We start from the raw sequence: 26,301 nt of genomic DNA, 5'->3' as shown, positions 1-26,301 counted from the left end.
GCGCAATTCTCACCCTGCGATTGATAACCGGAGTCATCATTTGAAATCGTTTGCCTTTATTTTTCCCGGTCAGGGCTCCCAGTCCGTGAGCATGCTGGATGCCTGGGGCGACCACCCCGTTGTGATCCAGACCCTGGCTGAAGCTTCCGAGGCGCTGGCTGAAGATATCGGCCAGCTCATCAAGAGCGGCCCCAAGGAAGCGCTGGCGCTGACCACCAATACCCAGCCGGTCATGCTGGTAGCCGGCGTGGCCGCTTACCGCGTGTGGATGGCCGAAATCGGTATCGCTCCTGCCGTGGTGGCGGGTCACTCGCTGGGCGAATACTCGGCACTGGTCGCCTCAGGCGTGCTGAGCCTGTCGCAGGCCGCTCCCCTGGTCCGTTTTCGGGCGCAGGCCATGCAGGACGCCGTGCCTGTCGGCGTGGGCGCAATGGCCGCCATCCTGGGCATGGACGCTGCCAGGGTCATCGAGGGCTGCGCCGAAGCAACGCGAAGCTTCGGTGTGGATACAACTGAAATTGTCGAAGCCGTCAACTTCAATGACCCGATGCAGACCGTGATTGCCGGCAGCAAGGCGGCCGTCGACAAGGCCTGTGAAACTCTCAAGGCGAACGGCGCCAAGCGCGCCTTGCCCCTGCCGGTGTCGGCGCCTTTCCATTCCCCCCTGATGAAGCCGGCGGCCGACAGGCTCAAGGAGCAGCTTGCCGGCATCGAGTTTGCCGCCCCCAGCATTCCCGTCATCAACAATGTCGATGTCACTGTCGAAACCGATGCCGACCGCATCCGTGATGCGCTCTACCGGCAGGCCTTTGGCCCGGTGCGCTGGGTCGAATGCGTGCAGGCCATCAAGGCGCAGGGCTTGACAACGCTGGTCGAGTGCGGGCCGGGCAAGGTTCTGGCGGGCATGGTGAAACGTATTGACCCGGAACTGACCGGTGCGCCGCTGTTTGACCCCGCTTCATTGGTCGCAGTGAAGGAGATGCTGGCATGAGCGACATCAAATTTGAAGGGCAGGCCGCCCTGGTGACCGGCGCGTCGCGCGGGATAGGCGCGGCCATCGCACTGGAACTTGCCAAGAGGGGTCTGAAGGTCACCGGCACCGCCACCAGCGATGAAGGCGCCGCAAAAATCAGCCGTACGCTGGCGGCTTACCCCGGCTGCTCCGGACAGGTTCTCGATGTGAACGACGCAGTCGCCGGCGAGGCGCTGGTCAGCCGCATCGTGACCGAATTTGGCGGCTTGCAGGTGCTGGTGAACAATGCCGGCATCACCCGCGACATGCTGGCCATGCGCCTGAAGGACGACGACTGGGACGCGGTGCTTGACACCAACCTGAAGGCAGTGTTTCGCATGAGCCGGGCCGTGATGCGCTGCATGATGAAGCAGCGCTACGGCCGCATCATCAGCATCACGTCGGTGGTGGGCGCCTCGGGTAATGCCGGACAGGCCAATTACGCAGCGGCCAAGGCCGGCGTTGCCGGCATGACGCGCGCGCTGGCGCGAGAACTTGGGTCGCGCAGCATCACCGTCAATTGCGTGGCGCCAGGCTTTATCGAAACCGACATGACGGCCCGCTTGCCCGAGGAGCAGCAAAAAGCGCTCCTCGGACAAATTCCGCTCGGACACTTGGGCAAGCCGCAGGACATCGCGCATGCGGTGGCTTTTCTGGCCAGTCCGCAAGCTGCCTACATCACGGGACAGGAACTTCATGTCAATGGCGGCATGTATATGTAACAGCGGCAGAGGTTGAGCGACAGGTTCGGCAAGCCGGCCTGCCAGGCCTCTGCTTGAGAGTGGTAAAACACAGGAAATCGAAGCCGGTTTTTATCCGTCCGGCCCGGTGCTTGGGAAGACAATCCCAACGCGGTAAAATCACGGATTAATTTACAACCCTCAGAGGGATTTATGAGCGATATCGAAGCACGTGTTAAGAAAATCATTGCCGAACAACTCGGCGTTGAAGAAGGCCAAGTCACCAGCGAAAAGTCCTTTGTGGCCGACCTGGGCGCTGATTCCCTTGACACCGTAGAGCTGGTCATGGCACTCGAAGACGAGTTTGGCATTGAAATCCCCGACGAAGACGCCGAGAAGATCACCACCGTCCAGAACGCGATTGACTACGCAAACACCCATCACAAGGCCTGAGGCGCTCGCGCCTTTGCCGTCATCAACCTGAAAAGCCTGATCGCAGTTTTTTCAGGTTTTTTTATCCAGGATTACTGAATGAGCCGTCGTCGTGTCGTCGTGACAGGTCTGGGTTGTGTCAGCCCGGTAGGAAATACCGTGGCCGATTCCTGGGCCAATGTGCTTGCCGGAACGCCCGGCATTGACCAGATCACCCATTTTGATGCCAGCAACCTTGCGTGCAAGTTCGCCGGCGAAGTCAAGGGCTTCAACATCGCGGATTACATTCCCGAAAAAGAAGCCCGGCATATGGACCGCTTCATCCACCTGGGCCTGGCAGCCGCCTGCCAGGCCGTGGCTGACAGCGGTTTGCCGACCGGCGACGCCCTGGGCGACGATTTGGCAACCCGCATCGGCTGCAACATCGGCTCGGGCATTGGCGGCTTGCCGCTGATCGAGCGCATGCACGGCGAACTGGTGGAGCGCGGCCCGCGCCGCATTTCACCATTCTTCGTGCCGGCCACCATCATCAACATGATCTCCGGGCATGTGTCGATCAAATTTGGCTTCAAGGGCCCCAACATTGCCGTCGTTACCGCATGCACGACGGGTCTGCATGCCATCGGGCTGTCGGCACGCATGATCGAGTACGGCGACTGCGATGTCATGGTCGCTGGTGGGGCGGAAGCCACGGTCTCGGCGCTGGGCGTGGGCGGCTTTGCTGCGGCCCGGGCCCTGTCAACCCGCAACGAAGACCCGAAAACAGCGTCGCGACCCTGGGACAGGGACCGAGACGGCTTCGTGCTCGGCGAGGGCAGCGGTGTGGTCGTGCTCGAAGAATACGAACACGCCAAGGCGCGCGGCGCCAAGATTTACGCCGAAGTGCTGGGCTTTGGCATGAGCGCCGATGCCTACCACATGACGGCGCCCGACATCGACGGCCCGCGCCGCTCCATGGCCATGGCCCTGAAGAATGCCGGCGTCAATGCGGACCAGGTTCAATACCTCAATGCGCATGGCACGTCCACGCCGCTGGGCGACCTGAATGAAACCAACGCGATCAAGGCGGCCTTTGGCGCACATGCCAAGGACAAGCTGGTGGTCAGTTCGACCAAGTCCATGACCGGCCATTTGCTGGGCGGCGCTGGCGGCATCGAGTCGGTGTTCACCGTGCTTGCGCTGCATCACCAGAAAATTCCGCCAACCATCAATATCTTCAACCAGGATCCCGAGTGTGACCTGGATTTCTGCGCCAACACCGCGCGTGATGCCACCATCGACATTGCTGTCAAAAACAATTTCGGCTTTGGCGGAACCAACGGCACGCTGGTATTCAAGCGCGTCTGAGCGTAACGGGTCATTTTCAGCAGCGCCGACCCCAAGCACGCACTGCCTTGAATCGCCACAATGCCCCGCCGGTGGTTTACCCGCTCGGGCGTTCGCCTTTTCTGGGCGGCTTGTTGCTGGTCCTCTGGCTTGCCGGCCTTGTTTCAGTGCTGCTGTGGTGCAACGTCACGCGTCAGTTCGACTGGCGCATGCTGCCGGCGGGATTTTCAGTGCTGCTTGCAGGCCTTGCCGCGCGAATCACCTGGGACAACCTTCCCGGCGGCCAACTGGCGTGGGACGGTGATGTCTGGCGCTGGGAAAGTCCGAGCTTCCAGACCGGCGTGGGCGAGCATGCGCTGTCGGTGATTGCTGATTTTCAGCAGCGCCTTCTGCTCCGGCTCGAAAACCAGGCTGGTGCCAGCCTGTGGCTGTGGGCCGAGCAAAACGCCATGCCCGAGCGCTGGCTGGATTTTCGCCGCGCCGTGTATTCGCCGCACAGGTCGCATGCATCCCTGCCTGCGCACGATTTTGTGCCTGTGGAGCCTTGCGGTTCGCCTTCTCCTGCTGTGGCACCATCGAAGGCTATGCAATCCCAACATGTTCCGCAGGCCAAACCATGAGCGATGACCTGCTCCCGCCTGCCGCAGAGAAAGTCGACGACAGCGACGCGCTGCTGGTCGAACGCACGGTCGCGGGCGACCAGAAGGCGTTTGAGCTGCTGGTCATCAAATACCAGAGGCGCATTCAGCGACTGATCGGGCGCATGGTCCGCGATGTCGACCTGGTGGAAGACATTGCGCAGGAAACCTTTATACGGGCTTACCGCGCCTTGGGGCAGTTCAGGGGCGAAGCGCAGTTCTACACCTGGCTTTACCGGATTGCCGTCAACACGGCCAAGAAAGCCCTGATGGACCTGAAGCGAAATCCAACCGTTTCTGAAAATGCCTACAAATCCGACGATGACGATGAAACTTCCCGGGTCGAAAATGAACTAACCAGTCCTGAAACGCCTGAAGCGCTGCTGGCAAGCAAGGAAATTGCCAGCATCATCAACCAGGCGATGCAGGACTTGCCGGAGGAATTGCGTGAAGCGATCACCCTGCGGGAGATTGAAGGATTGAGCTATGAGGAGATATCCGAGGCCATGAATTGTCCAATTGGGACGGTACGGTCACGCATTTTCAGAGCCCGAGAGGCGATTTCTGCAAAGGTCAGGCCCTTGCTGGAAAACCAGACAGGCAAACGCTGGTAGGTTTGCTGTCTACCGCCAGTCATTCGCCAGCCCAGGCAGTCAGTGAACAAAAACCGGCAGACCCGCTGCCCATAAACATCATGAATCCACACATGACCACCCCCGAACTTCTTTCCGCGCTGGCGGACGGCCAGCTAGGCGAGCAGGATTTTTCCGCCGCCCTAGAGGCTTGCGGCCGGGACGCCGCCGCGCTCGAATGCTGGAATACCTACCACCTGATTGGCGACTTGCTGCGTTCGCCTGCCGACCTGCGTGCATCGTCCCTGGCGGTGGGGGGCGAAATCGGGTTTGCCAGCCGGCTCAGCGCGCGGCTTGCGCAAGAGACGGTCGCCACCGCAGTAGCGGTCCCAAGCGCACGGTTGCCTGCCTCCGCCGGCATTGTTCATCACCGTGGACCGGCGTCGAACGACGGCAATTTCCGCTGGAAACTGGTGGCGGGCGTGGCGTCCCTGGCCGCTGTCTCCGCCATTGCCTGGAATGCGTCCGGGCTGATGGCGCCGGCCTCAATGCCGCAGCTGGCACAGGCTTCCCCGCCGCAAATCGTGGTCACTTCACCGCAAGGGCCGGTGGTGCGCGATGCCCGGCTGGAGGAACTGCTCGCGGCGCACCGTCAGTTTGGAACGGCTTCGGCCTTGCAGGAGTCCTCGGGCTTCTTGCGCAATGCGACGTTTGAAACGCCCGGCAATGGACAAGCTGCCAGCGCGCGCTGAGTGCCAGAAAACCTCCTGAAATCCATGATTTTCAAGCATTTAAGGCTTCTTCCGCTTGCCCTGTATGCACTCGTAGCTATGAATAACGTAGCGGCGCAAGTGCCGGCGGTTTCCGTACCGCCAACGGCATCGCCTGCGGAGGTGCGCAGCCTGAATGACTGGCTGATGCGAATGCACCAGGCTTCCGTCAACCGGTCCTATGTCGGAACCTTCGTGGTGTCGGCCGGCGGCAGCATGTCCAGCGCCAAGATATGGCACGTCTGCGAAGGCGCGCAGCAGGTCGAGCGGGTCGAAACCCTGACGGGTGCGCCGCGCTCCATCTTCCGGCACAACGACCAGGTCACGACCTTCATGCCGGAGCACAAGGTGGCGCGCAGTGAAAAGCGTGAGTCGCTCGGTCTGTTTCCCCAGTTGTTCCAGTCGGCCGACAGCCGCATTGCCGACTTCTACAAGTTTCGCCAGGAAGGCCTGGAACGGGTGGCGGGCGTCGATGCCGACATCATCATGCTCGTTCCCAGGGACCGGCTGCGTTTTGGTTACCGGGTCTGGAGCGAGCGCAAAAATGGCTTGATCGTGAAGCTCCAGACGCTCGATACCGACGGGAAGGTGATTGAAGAAGCGGCATTTTCAGAACTTCAGCTGGATGCACCCGTCAGCATGAGCCAGCTCATCCAGATGATGGGCAAGGTGCAAGGGTACCGTCTCGACAAGCCCGCGCTGGTCAAGACAACGGCCGCCGCCGAAGGCTGGGCACTGAAAACGCCCGTGGCAGGTTTTAATCCCATGAGCTGTTACAAGCGGCCGGCTTCGGCGGCGGGCAGTGGAGGAAAGGGCGCTAACGGCAACGGGCCGCTGCAGTGGATTTTTTCAGACGGCCTGGCGTCGGTGTCGATTTTCGTGGAACCGTTCGACCGGCAGCGCCATGTGCGGGAATCCGCGCTTTCCCTGGGCGCCACCCATACCCTGACGCGTCAGCTTGATGCCCACTGGATCACCCTGGTGGGTGAAGTCCCTGTTCCGACGCTGCAGCTGTTTGCCAGCGCGCTGGAGCATAAAAGGTAAGAATCTGGCGCTGTGGCCGAAAATTTCGGGAATTGGCGGCGCAGGCTCTTGCCTTGCCCCTGCCGGTTTCCACTTACCTGTTGGTTTTGAAAAATTGCTGGTTTGCTTGATACAACTCTATTGATGACAAGGCTGAAAATGCGTGAATTGAACCTTAAACCGCTGCGTCCCTACCTGGCCGCAGGCCTGATGGCCATCGCCGCGACCGCGTCCGTGTTGCCGGTAACGACCGTATGGGCGCAGACCCGCACATTGCCGGACTTCACCGACCTGGTTGACCAGGTGGGGCCGTCGGTGGTCAACATCCGCACCCTGGAAAAAGCCAAGGCGTCGTCGGCTACCAGTGGTATCGACGAGCAGATGCTGGAATTTTTCAAGCGCTTCGGCATCCCCGTGCCGCCCAACATGCCGCGCGGGCCGCGCGCCGAGCCCGGCCAGCCGGATGAAGACCAGCCGCGCGGCGTCGGTTCCGGCTTCATCCTGACGGCCGACGGCTTTGTCATGACCAACGCGCATGTGGTCGACGGTGCGGACGAGGTCATCGTCACCCTGACGGACAAGCGCGAATTCAAGGCCAAAATCATTGGCGCCGACAAACGCAGCGACGTGGCCGTGGTGAAGATCGAAGCCACCGGTCTGCCTGCCGTCAAGATTGGCGACATCAGCCGCCTGCGGGTGGGTGAATGGGTGATGGCCATCGGTTCGCCATTCGGGCTTGAAAACACGGTGACGGCGGGCATCGTCAGCGCCAAGCAGCGCGATACGGGCGACTACCTGCCTTTCATCCAGACCGACGTGGCCATCAATCCCGGCAACTCGGGCGGCCCCCTGATCAACATGCGCGGCGAAGTCGTCGGCATCAACAGCCAGATCTACTCGCGTTCGGGCGGCTTCCAGGGCATTTCGTTTTCAATCCCCATCGACGAGGCAACGCGCGTGTCGGAGCAGCTGCGCATCAGCGGCAAGGTGACGCGCGGCCGGATCGGCGTGCAGATCGACCAGGTCACCAAGGACGTGGCCGAGTCCATCGGACTGGGCAAGGTGCAGGGCGCGCTGGTGCGGGGCGTCGAAAGCGGCGCACCTGCCGAAAAGGCGGGCATCGAGGCCGGCGACATCATCACGAAGTTCGAGGGCACGCCGATCGACAAGGCCAGCGACCTTCCGCGCATGGTGGGCAATGTGAAACCGGGCACCAAGGTCACGGTCACCGTGTTCCGGCGCGGTGCGAGCAAGGACCTGTCCGTCACGATTGCCGAGGTCGAGGCCGATAAGCCTGCGCGTGCTGCTGCCAAGCCGGAGTCCAAGCCGCCGGTGGCCGGCCCCGCACAGGCTCTGGGACTGTCGGTCAGCGAGATCACCGAAGCGCAGAAAAAGGAACTCAATGTCAAGGGCGGCGTCAAGGTCGATGCGGCCGATGGCGCGGCGGCCAGAGCCGGGCTGCGCGAAGGCGACGTGATCGTCTCGATCGCCAATGCCGAAGTGACCGGCGTCAAGGGTTTTGAAGCGGCGCTGGCGAAAATTGACAAGACCAAAAACATCACCGTGCTGGTCCGGCGCGGCGAGCTGGCGCAATTCGTCATCATCCGGCCGGCGCGCTGACGGCCTGCCGTCGAGCCTTGATACCGGTTGGGCGGTGGGGCTCGTTACAATGCAGCAGCATTTCAGCAGCTTTTCACACCGGCGTTCGCGCAGTTTTCTTGCCAGTTGGCCCAGCCGACGTAAAACCTGCACCCCGTCAAGGTCGGCAGCAGCAGATGTTGAAACGGGTCGCTCCCGGCTTTTTGCCTACAATGAAGCTCCAACTTTCGCAGTTGCCATAGATTGTTGGTTCAGGGCGCGTCATTGCAAGACGCGCCTTTTTTTATGCTCCTGGCCGTGGTCTGTTGGTTTTTCTGCAATATTTTCAAGTAATTAGGCGTTTTTGTTGATGAATCACATCCGAAATTTTTCGATCATTGCGCACATTGATCATGGCAAGTCCACGCTGGCTGACCGGCTGATCCAGCGCTGCGGCGGCCTGCAGGACCGCGAAATGAGCGCCCAGGTGCTCGACTCGATGGACATCGAGAAAGAGCGCGGCATCACCATCAAGGCGCAGACCGCCTCGCTCAACTACAAGGCAAAGGACGGCCAGGTTTACAACCTCAACCTGATCGACACGCCCGGCCATGTGGACTTTTCCTATGAAGTCAGCCGCTCGCTGTCGGCCTGCGAGGGCGCGCTGCTGGTGGTCGATGCCAGCCAGGGCGTCGAAGCGCAGACCGTGGCCAACTGCTACACCGCGCTCGACCTGGGCGTGACGGTGGTGCCGGTGCTCAACAAGATGGACCTGCCGCAGGCCGACCCCGAAAACGCCAAGCAGGAAATCGAGGAAGTCATTGGCATCGACGCCACTGACGCGATTCCCTGCAGCGCCAAGACCGGCATGGGCATTGACGAGATTCTGGAAGCTGTCGTGGCGCTCATCCCCGCGCCCAAAGGCAACCCGGATGCCGCCCTGCGCGCCATGATCATTGACAGCTGGTACGACGCCTATGTGGGCGTGGTCATGCTGGTGCGCGTGGTCGATGGCCGCCTGGCCAAGGGCGACCGCATCAAGCTGATGGCCAGCGAAGCGACCTACAACGCCGAGCAGCTCGGCGTCTTCACGCCGCACACCGAGCCGCGCCAGGCGCTCGAAGCCGGCGAAGTGGGTTTCGTGATTGCCGGCATCAAGGAATTGCAGGCGGCCCGCGTCGGCGACACCGTGACGCAGATCAAGGCTGGATCAGGCGGCGCGGCCTTCACCGCGACCGAAGCGCTGCCGGGTTTCAAGGAAATCCAGCCGCAGGTGTTTGCCGGCCTGTATCCGTCGGAAGCCAGCGAATACGAGTCGCTGCGCGATGCGCTGGAAAAGCTCAAGCTCAACGATGCGTCACTGCATTACGAGCCCGAGGTCAGCGAAGCGCTGGGCTTTGGCTTTCGCTGCGGCTTTCTGGGCCTGCTGCACATGGAAATCGTCCAGGAGCGTCTGGAGCGCGAGTTCGACCAGGACCTGATCACCACCGCGCCCAGCGTGGTGTATGAAGTGCTCAAGTCCGATGGCGAGACCATCAGGGTTGAAAACCCGTCGAAAATTCCCGATGGCGGGCGCGTCAACGAGATTCGCGAACCCATCGTCACCGTGCATCTGTACATGCCGCAGGACTACGTCGGCGCCGTCATGACGCTGGCCAACCAGAAGCGCGGCGTGCAGCTGAACATGGCCTACCACGGCAAGCAGGTCATGCTGACCTATGAAATGCCGCTGGGCGAGATCGTTCTGGACTTTTTCGACAAGCTCAAATCGGTGTCGCGTGGATATGCGTCGATGGACTACGAGTTCAAGGAATTCCGCGCCTCCGACGTGGTCAAGGTCGATATCTTGCTCAACGGCGAGAAGGTCGATGCGCTGTCGATCATCGTCCACCGCAGCCAGTCGGCCTACCGGGGCAGGGCGGTGGTGGCCAAGATGCGCGAGATCATTTCGCGCCAGCAGTTCGACGTCGCCATCCAGGCGGCCATCGGCGCCAACATCATTGCCCGCGAGACCATCAAGGCCTTGCGCAAGAACGTGATTGCCAAGTGCTATGGCGGCGACATTTCCCGGAAGAAAAAGTTGCTTGAAAAGCAGAAGGCAGGCAAGAAGCGCATGAAACAAATTGGTTCGGTGGAAGTGCCTCAAGAGGCATTCCTGGCTATCTTGCAGGTGGAAGACTGATGCGCGGCGTCATGAGTTCCATCACCGCCGTGGTGCTGGCCGGGTTTGTCGGCTATGGCGCCGCCTGGTACTTCGGCATGGTCGAAGGAAATTTTTCTGCCCTGCTGTTCCTGGCCGCCGTGGTGACCGGCATCTACTGGGTGGCCGAGCGGCTTTATTTCTTGCCGCAGCGCCGCAAGGCCGTGGCTGCCCTGGATGCAAACGCCGCCAGCCGCCAGGCCGAGCTGGCCAAGATGGGCATCAACCAGGTCGATGACAACACCCAGGAGGCCAGGAGCCGGCTGATCATGCAGCCGTGGTGGCTGGACTGGACCGCCGGCCTGTTCCCGGTGATCATCATCGTTTTCCTGCTGCGCTCGTTCCTGTTCGAGCCGTTCAAGATACCGTCGGGCTCGATGATCCCGACGCTGCTGGTCAACGACCTGATTTTGGTGAACAAATTCCATTACGGCGTGCGCCTTCCGGTCATCAACCTCAAGGTGCTGGACAACCACAGCCCCGAGCGTGGCGATGTCATGGTGTTTCGCTATCCGCCCAAGCCCAGCCTGGACTACATCAAGCGCGTGGTCGGCATTCCCGGCGACGAGGTGGCCTACCTGAACAAGAAGCTCACCATCAATGGCAAGCCGCTGCCCAAGACGGCCTTGCCCGATTTTTTCGATGCCGACTCCATGCGTTATGCCAAGCAGTTCGAGGAAATCAACGGCGAGCGCAAATACCGCCTGCTCAATGACGATGACCGTCCGTCATTCATTGCCGGCGCCGACAATTTCCCCTACCGGGACAATTGCCGCTACAGCACCGAAGGCGTGGTCTGCAAGGTGCCTGAAGGGCAGTATTTCATGATGGGCGACAACCGCGACAATTCGCTCGATTCGCGCTACTGGGGCTTTGTGCCCGAGCAGAACATCGTTGGCAAGGCATTTTTTGTCTGGATGAACTTTGGCAATCTCAAGCGCATCGGTTCCTTTGATTAAGCGGGAACACCCTGGCGCTTGAATGGCCAGAAATTTTTTTCATGAATTTTCCCTGGGACCTGTATCAATGAAACACAAGCAACGTGGTATTTCCTTCATCGGTATCCTTTTTGTCGGCGTCGTCGTGGCCTGCGCCTTTGTACTGGGCGCGCAGGTGCTGCCAACGCTGATCGAATTCCAGGCCATCACCAAGGCCGCGACCAAGGCCACGGCCGGCACCACCGTGCCCGAAGTCAGGGCGATCTTCGATAAGGCCGGGCAGATCGATGACATTCATTCGATTTCCGGCAAGGACCTGGACGTGACGAAAGAGGGCGACAAGACGGTGGTGGCTTTTGCCTATACGCGTGAAATCCACATGGCCGGACCCGCCTACCTGCTGCTGAAGTACAACGGGCGATCCAAATAAAGTGCGCACTGCTTCCCTCTCCAGTCCTGCCCTGCAGGCCCTGCAAAAGCGCCTGCAGCATGAATTCGCCAATCCCAAGCTGCTTGCGCAGGCGCTGACGCACCGCAGCTTTTCTTCCGATCACAACGAACGTGTCGAATTTTTGGGCGATTCCGTCCTGAACCTGGCCGTGGCCGGACTGCTCTACGAGCAGTTGAGCGATCTGCCCGAGGGCGATCTGTCGCGCGTTCGCGCCAACCTCGTCAAGCAGGACACGCTGCACCAGCTGGCCGTGGTGCTGGGCTTGCCCGACCTGCTGCGGCTGGGCGAGGGCGAAGCCCGTTCCGGCGGCAAGAACCGCCCATCCATGCTGGCCGATGCGCTGGAAGCGGTGATCGGCGCGGTGTACCTGGATGCCGGCTATGACAAGGCCGACCAGCTGGTGCGCCGCCTGTTCAAGGACGTCGAGGTGAACCCGCAGATGAAAGCCATCGGCAAGGACCCGAAAACCGAATTGCAGGAGTGGCTTCAGGGGCGCAAAATGCGACTTCCCGCCTACAAGGTGGTCGGCACGATGGGTGCGGCGCACCAGCAGACCTTTGAAGTCGAATGCGAAATCACCGAATTTGGCCGCGCCGAACGCGGCATTGGCCATTCGCGCCGGGCCGGCGAACAGGCCGCTGCCACCGCCATGCTGCTTTACGTCAAGACGCTGGCCGCCTGACGGCCTTTTTGCCAATGCCGCCTCTGGCTTGCCACCCAACACGATTGAACTGATTATGAGTACCGGAAAAAAAGAACCCAGCCAACCTGTCAACCCCTTGCCCCAGGCTGGGGAAACAGGCTCATCCCCTGAGTCGCTGGAGCCGGCGCAGAGCCAGGACGCGATCGACGCGATGCTCGCCCAGGCGACGGCCTTCCGTGGTGCGGCTGTGCCTGCAGCAGACGACAGCACTTCCAGCCTTCCGCCCGTGGGCGAGCAGCGCTGCGGCCTGATCGCCATCGTCGGCAAGCCCAACGTGGGCAAGTCCACCCTGCTCAATGCGCTGGTCGGCCAGAAGGTCAGCATCACCTCGCGCAAGGCGCAAACCACGCGCCACCGCATCACCGGCATGCGCACGCGCGCCGCGACGCAGTTTGTGTTTGTCGATACGCCGGGTTTTCAGACGCGGCACGGCAATGCGCTGAACCGGTCGCTGAACCGCACGGTGGTCGGCGCCGTCAATGACGTGGACCTGATCGTTTTCGTGGTGGAAGCCGGCCAGTTCAACCTGGCCGATGCCAAGGTGCTGGCGCTGCTGCCCGAGAAAACCCCGGCCATCCTGCTGGCCAACAAGTTCGACCTGATCCACCGCCGCGCCGAAATCGCACCCTGGCTGCGGTCCATGCAGGAGCGCCACAACTTTGCCGAATTCGTGCCGATGTCGGCCAACAATGCCAAGGATGTCGAGCGCCTGTTCGGCATTTGCGAAAAATACCTGCCGGTGCAGCCGTGGATGTACGGCGCCGACGAACTGACCGACCGCAGCGACCGCTTCATGGCCGCCGAGATCATCCGCGAAAAGCTGTTCCGCCTGACCGGCGACGAGTTGCCCTACACCTCGACCGTCATCATCGACCAGTACGAGGAAGAGGGCAACCTGCGCAAGATTGCCGCGACCATCGTCGTCGAGCGCGACGGTCACAAGGGCATGATCATTGGCGAGAAGGGCGAAAAGCTCAAGCGCATCGGCACCGAGGCGCGGCATGAACTCGAAGCGCTGACCGGCGGCAAGGTGTTCCTGGAGATCTGGGTCAAGGTCCGCTCCGGCTGGGCTGACGATGAGGCCAGAGTCAAAACTTTTGGGTATGAATGACCCCCACGCTTGTCGCTTCGCGTACTGCGCTGCCCCCCGAGGGGGCCGCTGCGCCTGCGGCCCGGCAAAGCCGGTTCCGCGGCCCCTGCTTGGGAATGCGCAGAATCACGCCTTTTTTACACCTCGTGCCGACCTGAACTAGGCGGCACGTGGCTACCCAACGCATCAGCAACGAGCCCGCCTATGTGCTGCACCGTTACGACTGGAGCGAATCCAGCCTGATCCTCGATGTGTTCACCCGCCACTATGGGCGGGTGGCGCTTGTGGCGCGCGGGGCCAAGAAACCCAGTTCCAGCTTCCGGCCCATCCTGCTGCCGCTCCAGCCCCTGCATGTCGCGTTTGGCGGCGATGCGGAAATCCGCAACCTCAAGAGCGCCGAATGGCAGGGCGGCCATGTCATGCCCAGCGGCGATGCGCTGCTGTCGGGTTATTACCTCAATGAACTGCTGATGCGCCTGCTGGCCCGCGACGACCCGCATCCGTTGCTGTTTGATGCCTATGCCGCCACGGTCCAGCTGCTCGCCAGCCAGAATGCCGACACGCTGCAACTGGCGCTGCGCGCCTTCGAGCTACGCCTGCTGCAGGGCATTGGCCTGCTGCCCCTGCTGGACGTGGAAACCGCGACGCTGGCGCCCCTGGCCGCGCAGGAGCGCTATGTGCTGGTGGCCGAAGCCGGCCTGCGGCAGGCGAATGACGATGACCGCATCAGCTTGAGCGGCGAACACTGGCGGGCGCTGCAGCAGTCGCTGGGCGACAAGGCGCTGTTTTCCGACACGCTTCTAGCCTGCGTGCCGGCTGCCAATGAACTGAAAATCCAGCTGCGCGCCTTGCTGCACTACCATTGCGGCGTCAGGGTTTTGAAAACCCGGCAAATGATGATGGACCTGCAAGCCCTCTAACGCTGTATTTACGATTAATTTCGACGGATTTCGCCATGATTGCCTTATTCCACCATTCCGATCATCGTTCGCACCCGCCCCATCCGCCGGGCACCCGGAAAACGGCGCTGTCGGTCAACGTCAACAAGGTGGCGCTCCTTCGAAATAGCCGGCATCTGGACATTCCAAGCGTGCTGCGCGCCGCCGAGCTGTGCCTGCAGGCCGGCGCGCACGGCATCACGGTGCATCCCCGGCCTGACGAGCGCCATATCCGCGCCGACGACGTGTATGAAATCGCCGCGCTGATGAAGGACTGGCCGCACTGCGAGTTCAACATCGAAGGCAATCCGCTGCACAACCTGATGCATTTCGTTCGCGACCTGTCGGCCCGGGGCCTGCCGCTGCACCAGTGCACCTTTGTGCCCGACAGCGAAGACCAGTTCACCAGCGACCATGGCTGGCGTTTTCCGCAGGATGCCGAAACCCTGCGGCCGCACATCGAATACGCCCATGCGCGCGGCGTCCGCGTCAGCCTGTTCATGGACCCGGTGCCCGAGGCCATGGCGGCCGCCAGGGGCATCGGCGCCGACCGGGTCGAGCTGTACACCGAAAGCTACGCGCTGGCCTGGTCCGGCCCGGAAAAAAACAAGGCTTTGGAGCACTTTGCGCAGACTGCGCGGGCAGCGGCAGCTATCAATCTGGGAGTGAATGCCGGACACGACCTGAACCGTGACAATCTGGCCGAATTCCTGCGCGCCGTTCCCGGCGTGCTCGAAGTGTCCATCGGCCACGCGCTGATCGCCGACGCGCTGGAACTGGGTTACGAGGCCACGGTGAAAGACTACCTGCGCTGCGTCGACCAGGCCTTCGCGCCCGCCGCCGCTGCCTGATGATCTACGGCATCGGCACCGACATCTGCGACATCCGCCGCATCCGCGCCAGCCTGGCGCGCCATGGCGAGCGCTTCGCCCAGCGAATCCTCAGCGACGGCGAACTGGCAACCTGGACCGAGCGCAGCGCGCGCTGGCCCGACCGGGGCGTCAGCTACCTGGCAACCCGCTTTTCCGCCAAGGAGGCCTTCAGCAAGGCGATTGGCCTGGGAATGCGCATGCCGATGACCTGGCGGCATTGCGAAATCGCCAAGGCGCCCAGCGGCAAGCCCGAGATCGTGCTGCATGCCGCGCTGAAGGACTGGTTTGACGCGCGGGAGCTGACGGCCCATATCACCGTGACCGACGAAACCGACTATGCCGCGAGTTTTTGCGTTGTAGAGAAAAAATAGCCATTGCGCACGCCACGACTTCGCAAGCAGCTATGAATTTAATAGTGACCCTGAAATGATTCCCATGACCCAGCACGCCCCCCTCATCATCGACATTGCCGGCCTCAGCCTGGCCAAGGCTGACCGCCGCCGCCTCCGGCATCCGCTGACCGGCGGCATCATCCTGTTTGCCCGCAACTGGAAAGACCGCCAGCAGCTCGGCAAGCTGTGCGCCGAGATCAAGGACATTCGCGACGACCTGCTGATCTGCGTCGATCATGAAGGCGGCCGGGTGCAGCGCTTTTGCACCGACGGCCTGACCCACCTGCCGGCAATGCGCGCACTGGGCGAGCAGTGGATGCGTGACCAGCTGGCCGCCACCAATTCTGCGACGGCCTGCGGCTACGTGCTGGGCGCCGAGTTGCGCGCCTGCGGCGTGGACTTCAGCTTTACGCCGGTGCTGGACCTCGATTACGGCGAAAGCGGCGTCATCGGCGACCGCGCCTTCGGCCGCGACCCGCGCGTCGTCAGCCTGCTGGCCAAGAGCCTGATGCACGGCCTGCTGCAAAGCGGCATGGCCAACTGCGGCAAGCATTTTCCCGGTCATGGCTTCGTCAAGGCCGATTCGCACACCGATATTCCAGTGGACACGCGCACGCTCAAAGCCATCCTGAAGGACGACGCCGCGCCCTACGAATGGCTCAACACCACGCTGTCGAGCGTGATGCCGGCGCATGTGATCTACCCCAAGGTCGATGCCCGGCCGGCCGGTTTTTCCAGCAAATGGCTGAACTTCATTTTGCGCAGCCAGCTCGGCTTTGGCGGCGCGATTTTCAGCGACGACCTGAGCATGGCCGGCGCCCGGCTGATCGATGGCGTGGAAGTGAGCTACACCGAGGCCGCCCTGGCCGCGCTGAACGCCGGCTGCGACATGGTGCTGCTGTGCAACCAGTCGGTGGAGGGCGGCAAGCCGGTCGATGACTTGCTCGATGGCATGGCCGAGGCGCTGCTCAAGGGGAGGTGGGAAGCGCTGGAAGCCAGCGAACTGCGCCGCCTGGCCCTGCTGCCGCAGATGCCGGCGCTGGAGTGGGATGAACTCATGGTGCATCCGGCCTACATGCATGCCCTTAGCCTGATTCCCTGATTCCATTTCCAGATCAAACCGATATGTCGTTGCTTCGCCTTGTCGTGCTACAGCACTGCCTGCGGATTCGCGCCTAATCTCGGATTGATCTGGAAACGGAATAACGCCCACGGGCCTGGTTGGTTCAGGCCATGACCGGCCATTCGAGCTTGCCCGCTGCATCGATGTGCGTCAGGTACACGCGCAGGTCGAACTCGTACTGGTGGTACTGCGGCTCCATGTAGGTGCAGAGCTGGTAGAAGGCCTTGTCATGGCCTTTTTCCTTGATGTGCGCCAGTTCATGCACGGCGATCATCCGTAAAAACTCCACCGGCACTTCCTTGAAAAGCGACGCCACGCGGATTTCGCGCTTGGACTTGAGCTTGCTGCCCTGAACCCGCGAAATCGTCGTGTGCGTGCCCAGCGCGTGGGTGATGATCTGCAGCTTGCTGTCGAACGCCACCTTCGACAGCGGTTCCGAATTGCGCAAAAACTCGCTTTTGAGCGCCATCACATAGTCATACAGAGCCTTGTCGGTTCTGACGGTGTGGGCATGGCTGTATTTGGCGAGCAGCGACTTCCCCAGGCTGCCCTTGGCCAGCAACTGCTGAACCTGCGCTTTAAGGTGCTCCGGATAGCCGGCCAGGTATTTCATGACGTTTTACTATTATTTTTGTAGCTGGTTAAGCATGCGGGTAAAGCGCAAAAGCCTGTTTTTATAAAAAAATTGACAGTTGCGCGACGGTGCCGGATGGTAGCGCAATCGGGCAGGGCTGCTGATCAGTTTGCGACCAGGCCGGTGTGAAGAGAACCGCAACGCCTGCTTAGTCCGTGCGCGTTGCGGGTGTATAGAAAAGTAATTTTCATGGCAGTAGATGCGGCAGGCGAGAAGAATCGCAAGCCGGTTCGCAGTCAAGGACGGCCTTCGTCTCAAAGCCCGGCGAACTGAAAGGCGCCTGCAAGCGCAAGCACTTGCAGTTCGACAATTTAGTTTGAAGGGAAGCATGATGGCAAAAAACGTATTGCGATTCACCCAGACCCTGGCCGCCGCCAGCGAAGAGGTCACGCGATGGGGCGGCCGGATCGTCCAGCAGTTCAGCCCGACAGTCTTCGTCGCCGAACTTCCGGATGGCGCCGACGAAACGGCGATGACCGCATCGACGGACCAGCCGACCCAGCCGCTCGACGAGGCCTCCCAACTGGCCGTTGATGCGTGGAACAACGGCGTCCAGGCGCGAAGCGCCCGCGCCGGCCAGGCGCGGTCGGCCACCGAGGGCTTGAGCTGGGACACACCGGGCTACGAACCGCCGCGCGAACTGGAAACCCTTGAAATCAGGACGCGCGCAGCAGGCGCCCCCGAAGCACCGTCCGAATCGACCGGCACGCCCACCAGCCGCTACCTGATCGGTTCGGTGGCGGTTGGCGTCGTGCTGGTGTCACGCAACACCGGCGCGGAAGTCCTGAGCAGTGCCGAACGCACCAAGATCATCCAGGAAGTGCAGGAGGGGCTGGGCTGGCTGGCCGGCGTCGAGCCGCGCGCGCGGGTGTCCTTTGTGTACGACATCCGCACGGTCACGGTGTCTTCCGCCCCGGGTCCGTATGCCGGCGTCGCCGATGCCTACGAGCGCTACGAGCGCGACTGGCGCGATGCCGCGCTGGCCAGCATGGGCTATGCAGCCGGGCGGCCCGGCTACCAGAAGTACGCCAGCGACCTGCGCGCCAGCCGGCACACGGACTGGGCCTACGTCGCCTTTTTCACCAAATACCCGCTGAACCATTTTGCCTACGCCATCGTCGAGAAGGTGGTGATGAACTATGCCAACGACGGCTGGGGAGCCGACAACATCAACCGGGTGTTCGCCCATGAGTCGTGCCACATTTTCGGCGCCGCCGACGAGTACGGCTCGTGCGTCTGCAGCGCCACCAGCGGCCACCTGGCGGTGCCCAACAGCAACTGCGTCAACTGCTTCCCGCCCGGCGCCCAGCTGTCCTGCCTCATGAACGCCAACACCCTGGACATGTGTACCTTCAGCCGAAAGCAGATCGGCTGGGACGATCGGCTGTTTCCACGCCAGGTCGGCTGGTCAGGCTGGGTGGCGCTCGGCGCGCCCGCGGTGGGCTTCGCCGGCGCGCCGGCGGTCATCTCGCGCAACGGCACGGTCTGCAACATCTACGTTCGCGGCGCCGACAACGCGCTCTGGCAAAAGGCGTGGTTCAACAATGCCTGGCACGATTGGGGGCGGCACAACGACGGCGGCGTGCTGGCCTCCGAACCGGCGCTGGGCACCATGGGGCCGGACCATGAGCATGTGTTCGTTCGCGGCACCGACAACCAGGTCTGGCAGAAGTTCTGGAAAGCCGCCAGCGGCTGGTCGGGCTGGTTCGCGCTCGGCGCACCGCCGGTCGGTTTCACCGGCGCGCCGGCGGTCATCTCGCGCAACGGAACGGTCTGCAACATCTATGTGCGCGGTAACGACAACGCGCTCTGGCAGAAGGCCTACTGGAACAACGCCTGGCACGACTGGGGCCGCCACAACGACGGCGGCGTGCTGGCGTCCGAGCCGGCGCTGGGCACCATGGGGCCGGACCATGAGCATGTGTTCGTTCGCGGCACCGACAGCCAGGTCTGGCAGAAATGGTGGACGGGCGGCGGCGGCTGGTCGGGCTGGGTGGCGCTGGGCGCGCCTCCGGGCGGCTTCATCGGCGCGCCAACCGTCATTTCGCGCAACAACTCGGTCTGCAACATCTATGTGCGCGGCACCGACAACGCGCTCTGGCAGCGGGCCTACTGGAACAACGCCTGGCACGACTGGGGCCGGCACAACGACGGCGGCGTGCTGGCGTCCGAGCCGGCGCTGGGCTCGATGGGGCCGAACCACGAGCATGTGTTCGTTCGCGGCACCGACAACCAGGTCTGGCAGAAGTGGTGGCAGGGCTGAACCAGGTTTTTGGCATCGAATAAGCCTTTTGCGCACGCCCAGTATGCGCAAAAAGCTATGAATACAGGAGCAAAAACACCCAAGATACGTGTGCGTCGGGACCGAAGCCCGGGGTGATTTCGCCTCAGGCTTCGCGGCGCAGCGCCGGGAACAAAATCACGTCGCGAATGCTCGGGCTGTCGGTCAGCAGCATCATCAGCCGGTCGATGCCGATGCCGCAGCCGCCGGTGGGCGGCATGCCGTATTCGAGGGCACGGATGAAGTCGTGGTCGTAGAACATGGCTTCGTCGTCGCCGCTGTCCTTGGCATCGACCTGCGCATTGAAGCGCGCGGCCTGCTCCTCGGCATCGTTCAGTTCGCTGAAGCCGTTGCCGAATTCGCGGCCGGTGATGTACAGCTCGAAACGCTCGGTGACCTCGGGGCGCTCGTCGTTGGCTCTGGCCAGCGGCGAGATTTCGGTCGGGTGCTCCATGATGAAGGTCGGCTGCCAGAGCTTTTCCTCGACCATTTCCTCGAAATACATCACCTGCAGGCTGGCCAGAGAGCGGCCGGCCAGCCGGTTCTTGGCTTCGCTGAGGCCGAGTTTTTTCAGGGCGCTGGTCAGCCATTCGGCGTTGTCCACGTGGTCGCCTGCATCGGTGTGCTTGAGGATGGCTTCGCGGATCGTCAGGCGTTCGAACGGCTGGCTCAAGTCCACCGGCTTGCCGGCATAGCTCAGTTGCAGCGAGCCGCAGACCTTTTGCGCCGCGTCGCGGATCAGCGCTTCGGTGAAGGTCATCAGGTCAAGGTAGTTCCACCAGGCCGCGTAGAACTCCATCATGGTGAACTCGGGGTTGTGGCGAACGCTGATGCCTTCGTTTCGGTAGCTGCGGTTGATCTCGAACACGCGCTCGAAACCGCCGACGATCAGGCGCTTGAGGTACAGCTCGGGCGCGATGCGCAGGAACATTTCCTGGTCCAGCGCGTTGTGATGCGTCTTGAAGGGCTTGGCATTCGCGCCGCCCGGAATCGGGTGCAGCATCGGCGTCTCGACTTCCAGGAAGCTATTGGCCACCATGAACTCGCGAAGGCCGCTGACGGCCTTGCTGCGCGCCATGAAACGCTTGCGCGCGGCCTCGTCCATGATCAGGTCCACATAGCGCTGGCGGTATTTGACTTCCTGGTCGGACATGCCGTGGAACTTGTCGGGCAGCGGGCGCAGGCTCTTGGTGACCAGCCGGATGCTGTCGGCATGGATCGACAACTCGCCGGTCTTGGTGCGGAACAGCGTTCCGGCGGCGGACACGATGTCGCCCAGGTCCCAGTGCTTGAAGGCGGCATGCACTTCCTCGCCCACATCGTCGTTCTTGATGTAAATCTGGATACGCCCGCCGGTGGGGCCGAAGGATGCATCCTGCAGGGTCGCAAAGCTGGCCTTGCCCATGACGCGCTTGAGCATCATGCGGCCGGCCACCGTGACCTTGACCGCCAGGGGTTTGAGTTCTTCATTGCTCAGGTGGCTGTACTGCGCAAACAGCGCTTCGGCGCGGTGTTCGGGCTTGATGTCGTTGGGGAAGGCCACGCCCTTGCCGTCCGCCTGCTGCTGGCGCAGGACGGCGAGCTTTTCCCGGCGCTCGACCATGAGCTGGTTTTCGTCGTGATGAACTGGGGCAACGCTGGCGGTGGCGGGAGGAGTCGGGAGGCTGGACATAGATCGGTGTTCCGGAAAAGAAAGGATGCTGAAAACGTCGGGCGCCGTGCCGCCCGCGAAGAGGGCGCAAAACGCCGAACCGCTGATTTTAGTTTTTTAAGCAGGCGTTTTGACGTTCCAACCGCGCTTGATCCATCTTTGCCCGTAATCCCGGGCCGCGAAGGCGGCGAATCAGCGTGAAATGCCGTGGCGTTCCAGGATGTCGCAGACCAGTTCCAGCCGGAGCAGCGGATTGTCCAGTTCCATGAGTTGCTGCTTGACGGTCAGCGGGATCGGCAGCAACTCGCACCAGCGGTTGGCCACCCAGCCGCAGTCGTCAAGGTGGTAGGGCGCGAGCATCGGCATTTTTTCGGTCGGCGTGTCGCTGTTGAGCAGTCCCTTGATCAGCTTGCCCAGCGCATCGGCGGCTTTTTGCAGGTCGTGGGGAATCCTGACAGTCAGGTCGTCTTCCATCCGGACCACATCGGCAATCCACAGACCGTGCTTGAGCTTTTCCCGCCGGGTGATGGCGAAGCGGTGGACTCCCTGGCACTGCACCACCATCAGCCCCGGCTGCGGCACCGAGAATTCGATGATCCTGGCCAGCGTGCCGACCGTGTTGAACGCCTCGCGGGCAAAACCGCCGCCGCCGGGCGGGGTGCCCCGGGCGGCCGCATTCACCGGCCTGCGAACTTCCGACCCTTCGGTCAGCGAAACCACGCCAAATGGCGCGCCTGTCTTGTGGCATTTGCCAATCATGTCGAGGTAGCGCACCTCGAAAATCTGCAGCGGCAGCAAGCCGCCAGGGTAGAGCACGGTGCCCAGCGGGAACAGGGGAAGGGAAGTGAGGGTCAGGGCTTCGGGCATGGTGGCGTGCGGTGGATGGCGACAGGCTACATCATCCCACGCCGGTTTTGATCGTGCTTGCCGGGAATGCCGATGGGGGTAACCTGCTTATAGGTGCTGCTTTTGCCCAGGGGCTTGTACACGCGCAGCGTCGATGCCGGTTAGTGTTCCAGCTTGCCGGCCGGACGCCTGGGCCTGGGCAGCAATTCACCGCCGCAGTTCGGGCATTGGCCCTGCAGCACGCCCTCGGCGCAGGCTGCGCAAAAGGTGCATTCGAACGAACAGATGCGCGCCTCGACCGAGTCGGGTGGAAGGGACTTGTCGCAGCATTCGCAAGAGGGACGAAGTTCAAGCATGGCGTTTTTCTTTTGAAAATTACGGTGCCGCCACAGTGGGCGGCAGCGCCAGGGAGTTGAGTGAGCCGATCGGTTCGTCCGAGAAAAATACCTTGATGGCATAACCCGTTCCCGCGTTCCAGCGCGGCTGGCCGACCAGCCACTTCGCGACGAATTCCCTGACGGTTTCGCGGGCCGGCTCGCGCTGGAAATCGATATAGCCCGGCCTGGACGCCCGCACGGCCAGCGTCTGCGTGATCGATTTTTGCAATTTTTCACGTTCCGAAGGCCCGGTGAACAACGACCAAGTGCCTGCTGAAAACGATTCGAGCCGGGCCGTGTCGATGGCCACCGGCAGCGTGGGCTGGACGCGTGGTGCAATCACGAGGAAGGTCTTGTCCCTGAGCGTGACCTGCCACTCGGGCGCGAGTTCGATATGGTAGTGGTAGACCGCCGGCACCCTGATCTGCGTCGTGGTGCTGCCCAGGCTGAAAAAGGCGAAGATTTTGTGGTCGGTCGTCGCCTGGAAGGTTTCTGTCGCCTGCAGGCTGCTGACCTGCAATAGCCCGCCCTTGGTGCGAATGACGTGCAGCTGGTCGGGCGCGGCAAGCGACCCGCTGGCGTTTCCCCGATCGGCCAGGAATTTCCAGGTGAATCCGGCATTTATGCAGAGGCTGGCGGCAAGCGCCACGGCCGCGGCTGTTCTGGCGGGCGTCATGGCCTGGATGTTGTCACTGCGGCCGCTTTTTCCAGGTGCAGGTCTTTTTCGATTCCGAAAAAACCTCAGCTCACCGCGTCGGCCGGCTGCTTGAGCAGCATGGCCAGCGAACTGGCGACGGTCTTGCGCAACTCCCGGCGGTCGCAGATGAAGTCGATGGCACCCTTGGTTTGCAGGAACTCGGAGCGCTGAAAGCCCTGGGGCAGCGTGACACGTACGGTCGATTCGATGACGCGCGGGCCGGCAAAGCCGATCAGCGCCTTGGGCTCGGCAATCACGATGTCGCCGAGAAAGGCAAAGCCCGCGCTCACGCCGCCCATGGTCGGGTCGGTCAGCACACTGACGTACGGCAGGCCTTTCTTGGCCAGCCGGGTCAGCGCTGCGTTGGTCTTGGCCATCTGCATCAGGCTCAGCAGGCCTTCCTGCATGCGCGCGCCGCCGGTGGCGGTGAAGCAGATGAAGGGCACCTTTTGCTCGATGGCGGTATGCACGCCGCGCACAAAGCGCTCGCCGACGACACTGCCCATGCTGCCGCCCATGAAGTCGAATTCAAAGCAGGCCGCGACCACGCCAATGCTGTGCAGCGCGCCGCCCATGACCACCAGCGCATCGGTTTCGCCGGTGTTTTCCAGCGCTTCCTTGAGCCGCTCGGGGTACTTGCGGCTGTCCTTGAACTTCAGCGCATCGACCGGCAGCACTTCCTGGCCGATTTCGTAGCGGCCTTCGGCATCCAGAAAGGCATCGAGCCGCTCGCGCGCGCCGATGCGGTGGTGGTGGCTGCACTGCGGGCAGACGTTCTGGTTTTTTTCCAGGTCGGTTTTGTACAGCACGGCTTCGCAGCTCGGGCACTTGATCCACAAGCCTTCGGGCACGCTGCGGCGCTCGGTCGGGTTGGTGGGGCTGATTTTGGGCGGGAGGAGTTTTTCTAGCCAAGACATGGGGTCAATCCTTGTTGGGTGGCGACTGCCGCTGCTTTTTTTCAGCCAGCGACCGTCATGCGATTGTCAAAGGTTCAGTCCAGCGCCGTGCGGATTTCTTTCAGAAAATCGTGGGCCACCGCCGCCACGCGGTTGCGCGGCTCATTTTCGATCAGCTGGATGATCTTGCTGCCAATGACCACCGCGTCGGCCACCTTGCCAATCGCCTTGGCCGTGGCCGCGTCGCGAATGCCAAAACCCACGCCGACGGGCACCTGCACATGCTGGCGGATGCGCGGCAGCATGGCTTCGACCGCCTCCACGTCGAGCGTTCCAGCACCCGTCACGCCCTTGAGCGAGACGTAGTAGACATAGCCACTGGCGACCTCGGCCACCTGCGCCATGCGCGCGTCGGTGCTGGTGGGCGCCAGCAGAAAGATCAGGTCCATGCCGTGGGTCTTCAGCCGCGCGGCAAACTCCACGCATTCCTCGGGCGGATAGTCCACGATCAGCATGCCGTCAACACCGGCTTCGGCTGCGTCCCGGATGAAGGCGCTGTCAGGCGAGCCTGCGCCGTGCCGGATGTCATAGCGCTCGACCGGATTGGCATAACCCATCAGCACCACCGGCGTGGCCTGGTCACGGGAGCGGAAAACGCGCACCATTTCCAGCACCTGGAGCACGCCGACACCGAAACCCAGCGCCTTTTCGCCGGCTTTCTGAATCACCGGGCCGTCGGCGCTGGGGTCCGAAAACGGCACGCCGAGTTCGATCACGTCAGCGCCGCCGGCGACCATGGCGTGCATCAGTTCGGGCGTGATGTCGGCATACGGAAAGCCCGCCGTGACGTAGGGGATCAGGGCAGTGCGGCCTTGGGCAAGCAGCGCGGTCATGGTGGCCTGAATGCGACTCATGCTTTGAATTCCATTACTTGTGTTGCGCCTTTGATGCTTTGTCCCTTGCAGGACGGACGGCAATAAAAATCGGCGTGTGACAGGTCGGCCACGGTGCCGATGTCCTTGTCGCCCCGTCCCGACAGGTTGACCAGGATGCTCTGGTCGCTGCGCATGGTCTTGGCCAGCTTCATCGCATGGGCGATGGCATGGGCTGATTCGAGCGCGGGGATGATGCCTTCGGTGCGGCACAGATAGTGAAACGCGGCCAGCGCCTCGGTGTCGGTGATGCCGACGTATTCGGCCCGGCCGATGTCCTTCAAAAAGGCATGCTCGGGACCGACGCCGGGGTAGTCCAGACCGGCGCTGATGCTGTGCGTTTCGGTCACCTGACCGTCTTCGTTTTGCAGCACATAGGTGCGGTTGCCGTGCAGCACGCCGGGCAGGCCGCGTTGCAGCGAAGCCGAGTGCTTGCCGCTGTCCATGCCTTCACCGGCGGCTTCGATACCGATCAGCCGGGTGTTTTCATGCGCAATATAGGGATGGAAGATTCCCATGGCATTGCTGCCGCCGCCGACGCAGGCCACCACGGCATCGGGCTGCCTGCCGCCGTTCATCTCGGGCATCTGCGCCAGGCATTCGGTGCCGATCACGCTCTGGAAGTCGCGCACCATCATCGGGTAGGGATGCGGGCCGGCCACGGTGCCGATGATGTAAAAAGTGTTGTCAACGTTAGCCACCCAGTCGCGCATGGCTTCGTTGAGCGCATCCTTCAGCGTCTTGCTGCCGCTTTCGACTGGCACCACGGTGGCGCCCAGCAGCTTCATGCGGTAGACATTGGGGCTTTGGCGCTTGACGTCCTCGCTGCCCATGTAGACCACGCACTCCAGGCCATAGCGTGCGCAAATCGTCGCGGTGGCCACGCCGTGCTGGCCGGCGCCGGTTTCGGCGATGATGCGCGGCTTGCCCATGCGGCGGGCCAGCATGGCCTGACCGATGGTGTTGTTGATCTTGTGGGCGCCGGTGTGGTTGAGGTCTTCGCGCTTGAGGAAAATCTGCGCACCGCCCTGTTCGCGGCTCATGCGGGCTGCATGGTAGATGGGTGAAGGGCGGCCCACGAAGTGCTTGAGCTCGTAATGAAATTCGGCCAGGAATTCCGGGTCGTTCTGGTACCGGGCGTAAGCCTCTTTCAGCTCGGTCAGCGCGTGGGTCAGGGTTTCAGAAACAAAACTGCCGCCGTAAATGCCGAAGTGGCCTGAAAGGTCAGGTTGGTGATAGTCGTACATGG

27 protein-coding genes are annotated in these 26,301 nt (G+C 62.2%); 19 read left to right on the top strand and 8 right to left on the bottom strand.

Annotated features, from left to right (window positions below):
- The first annotated feature begins 40 nt into the window (after positions 1-40).
- The 18 genes from fabD (at position 41) to nagZ (ending at position 16,717) form a co-directional block, all read left to right on the top strand.
- Positions 41-991 carry an ACP S-malonyltransferase gene (fabD, locus tag EC86_RS0110225; protein WP_029525543.1) on the top strand — a complete coding sequence of 317 codons (951 nt, stop codon included), beginning with the start codon at positions 41-43 and terminating at the stop codon, positions 989-991.
- A complete protein-coding gene (gene fabG / locus EC86_RS0110220; RefSeq protein WP_029525542.1) occupies positions 988-1,734 on the top strand; it encodes a 3-oxoacyl-ACP reductase FabG in 747 nt (248 codons plus the stop codon). The genes fabD and fabG overlap by 4 nt, the downstream gene beginning before the upstream one ends.
- A gap of 171 nt (positions 1,735-1,905) precedes the next feature.
- The gene (gene acpP, locus EC86_RS0110215) at positions 1,906-2,145 is read left to right on the top strand and encodes an acyl carrier protein (protein ID WP_011802442.1); all 240 of its coding nucleotides are present in this window, start codon (positions 1,906-1,908) and stop codon (positions 2,143-2,145) included.
- 78 nt (positions 2,146-2,223) lie between these two features.
- Positions 2,224-3,471: a beta-ketoacyl-ACP synthase II gene (gene fabF, locus EC86_RS0110210; RefSeq protein WP_029525541.1), complete on the top strand. Its 1,248-nt coding sequence runs from the start codon at positions 2,224-2,226 to the stop codon at positions 3,469-3,471.
- A 47-nt stretch (positions 3,472-3,518) separates the two neighbouring features.
- Entirely contained in the window at positions 3,519-4,070 is a 552-nt protein-coding gene (locus EC86_RS0110205) for a hypothetical protein (protein ID WP_029525540.1), read from the top strand.
- Positions 4,067-4,702, top strand: coding sequence for an RNA polymerase sigma factor RpoE (gene rpoE / locus EC86_RS0110200; RefSeq protein WP_029525539.1), 636 nt, complete (start codon positions 4,067-4,069; stop codon positions 4,700-4,702). Before EC86_RS0110205 ends, rpoE begins: the two co-directional genes overlap by 4 nt.
- Positions 4,703-4,794: 92 nt before the next feature.
- The gene (locus EC86_RS0110195) at positions 4,795-5,412 is read left to right on the top strand and encodes a sigma-E factor negative regulatory protein (RefSeq protein WP_232229853.1); all 618 of its coding nucleotides are present in this window, start codon (positions 4,795-4,797) and stop codon (positions 5,410-5,412) included.
- A 78-nt stretch (positions 5,413-5,490) separates the two neighbouring features.
- Positions 5,491-6,474, top strand: coding sequence for a MucB/RseB C-terminal domain-containing protein (locus tag EC86_RS0110190; RefSeq protein WP_232229852.1), 984 nt, complete (start codon positions 5,491-5,493; stop codon positions 6,472-6,474).
- A gap of 138 nt (positions 6,475-6,612) precedes the next feature.
- Entirely contained in the window at positions 6,613-8,073 is a 1,461-nt protein-coding gene (locus EC86_RS0110185; protein ID WP_029525536.1) for a DegQ family serine endoprotease, read from the top strand.
- A 328-nt stretch (positions 8,074-8,401) separates the two neighbouring features.
- Complete coding sequence (gene lepA / locus EC86_RS0110180) at positions 8,402-10,213, top strand: translation elongation factor 4 (RefSeq protein WP_029525535.1); 1,812 nt, start codon at positions 8,402-8,404, stop codon at positions 10,211-10,213.
- Between the two features lie 11 nt (positions 10,214-10,224).
- A complete protein-coding gene (lepB, locus tag EC86_RS0110175; RefSeq protein WP_156955287.1) occupies positions 10,225-11,190 on the top strand; it encodes a signal peptidase I in 966 nt (321 codons plus the stop codon).
- Positions 11,191-11,257: 67 nt separating this feature from the next.
- On the top strand, positions 11,258-11,599 hold the full coding sequence (locus tag EC86_RS0110170; protein ID WP_029525533.1) for a DUF4845 domain-containing protein: 342 nt from the start codon (positions 11,258-11,260) through the stop codon (positions 11,597-11,599).
- Between the two features lies 1 nt (position 11,600).
- Positions 11,601-12,302 (top strand): ribonuclease III, encoded by a 702-nt coding sequence (gene rnc, locus EC86_RS0110165; RefSeq protein WP_029525532.1) that lies wholly within the window; start codon positions 11,601-11,603, stop codon positions 12,300-12,302.
- Between the two features lie 55 nt (positions 12,303-12,357).
- Positions 12,358-13,434: a GTPase Era gene (gene era, locus EC86_RS0110160; protein WP_408633886.1), complete on the top strand. Its 1,077-nt coding sequence runs from the start codon at positions 12,358-12,360 to the stop codon at positions 13,432-13,434.
- A gap of 149 nt (positions 13,435-13,583) precedes the next feature.
- Complete coding sequence (recO, locus tag EC86_RS0110155) at positions 13,584-14,333, top strand: DNA repair protein RecO (protein ID WP_029525530.1); 750 nt, start codon at positions 13,584-13,586, stop codon at positions 14,331-14,333.
- 35 nt (positions 14,334-14,368) lie between these two features.
- Positions 14,369-15,202, top strand: a complete 834-nt coding sequence (locus EC86_RS0110150) for a pyridoxine 5'-phosphate synthase (protein ID WP_232229851.1) — start codon at positions 14,369-14,371, stop codon at positions 15,200-15,202.
- A complete protein-coding gene (gene acpS / locus EC86_RS0110145) occupies positions 15,202-15,594 on the top strand; it encodes a holo-ACP synthase (protein WP_029525528.1) in 393 nt (130 codons plus the stop codon). The genes EC86_RS0110150 and acpS overlap by 1 nt, the downstream gene beginning before the upstream one ends.
- A 64-nt stretch (positions 15,595-15,658) precedes the next feature.
- Positions 15,659-16,717, top strand: coding sequence for a beta-N-acetylhexosaminidase (nagZ, locus tag EC86_RS0110140; RefSeq protein WP_029525527.1), 1,059 nt, complete (start codon positions 15,659-15,661; stop codon positions 16,715-16,717).
- Between the two features lie 124 nt (positions 16,718-16,841).
- On the opposite strand, the gene EC86_RS0110135 is transcribed toward nagZ, so the two are convergent.
- Positions 16,842-17,351, bottom strand: a complete 510-nt coding sequence (locus EC86_RS0110135; protein ID WP_029525526.1) for a YgjP-like metallopeptidase domain-containing protein — start codon at positions 17,349-17,351, stop codon at positions 16,842-16,844.
- A gap of 352 nt (positions 17,352-17,703) precedes the next feature.
- Here EC86_RS0110135 and EC86_RS27010 point away from each other — a divergent pair, with 352 nt between their 5' ends.
- Positions 17,704-19,635, top strand: coding sequence for a DUF8189 domain-containing protein (locus tag EC86_RS27010; RefSeq protein ID WP_156955286.1), 1,932 nt, complete (start codon positions 17,704-17,706; stop codon positions 19,633-19,635).
- Positions 19,636-19,759: 124 nt separating this feature from the next.
- Here the strand turns inward: EC86_RS27010 and lysS are convergent, their stop codons facing one another.
- The 7 genes from lysS to trpB form a co-directional block, all read right to left on the bottom strand.
- Positions 19,760-21,325 carry a lysine--tRNA ligase gene (lysS, locus tag EC86_RS0110120; RefSeq protein WP_029525525.1) on the bottom strand — a complete coding sequence of 522 codons (1,566 nt, stop codon included), beginning with the start codon at positions 21,323-21,325 and terminating at the stop codon, positions 19,760-19,762.
- Between the two features lie 171 nt (positions 21,326-21,496).
- Entirely contained in the window at positions 21,497-22,171 is a 675-nt protein-coding gene (locus EC86_RS0110115) for an LON peptidase substrate-binding domain-containing protein (RefSeq protein ID WP_029525524.1), read from the bottom strand.
- 140 nt (positions 22,172-22,311) lie between these two features.
- On the bottom strand, positions 22,312-22,506 hold the full coding sequence (locus EC86_RS26065; protein WP_051675828.1) for a DUF1272 domain-containing protein: 195 nt from the start codon (positions 22,504-22,506) through the stop codon (positions 22,312-22,314).
- A gap of 19 nt (positions 22,507-22,525) precedes the next feature.
- Complete coding sequence (locus EC86_RS0110105) at positions 22,526-23,203, bottom strand: hypothetical protein (RefSeq protein WP_029525523.1); 678 nt, start codon at positions 23,201-23,203, stop codon at positions 22,526-22,528.
- A gap of 65 nt (positions 23,204-23,268) precedes the next feature.
- Positions 23,269-24,141 (bottom strand): acetyl-CoA carboxylase, carboxyltransferase subunit beta, encoded by an 873-nt coding sequence (accD, locus tag EC86_RS0110100; RefSeq protein ID WP_029525522.1) that lies wholly within the window; start codon positions 24,139-24,141, stop codon positions 23,269-23,271.
- A gap of 74 nt (positions 24,142-24,215) precedes the next feature.
- A complete protein-coding gene (gene trpA / locus EC86_RS0110095) occupies positions 24,216-25,034 on the bottom strand; it encodes a tryptophan synthase subunit alpha (RefSeq protein WP_029525521.1) in 819 nt (272 codons plus the stop codon).
- Positions 25,031-26,299 carry a tryptophan synthase subunit beta gene (trpB, locus tag EC86_RS0110090; RefSeq protein ID WP_029525520.1) on the bottom strand — a complete coding sequence of 423 codons (1,269 nt, stop codon included), beginning with the start codon at positions 26,297-26,299 and terminating at the stop codon, positions 25,031-25,033. The genes trpA and trpB overlap by 4 nt, the downstream gene beginning before the upstream one ends.
- Between the last annotated feature and the right edge of the window lie 2 nt (positions 26,300-26,301).

The sequence above is a fragment of the Polaromonas glacialis genome (assembly GCF_000709345.1).
Classification (GTDB): domain Bacteria; phylum Pseudomonadota; class Gammaproteobacteria; order Burkholderiales; family Burkholderiaceae_C; genus Polaromonas; species Polaromonas glacialis.
Note: the sequence above shows the minus strand (reverse complement) of the source record. Positions and strands in the feature narration are given on the sequence as shown.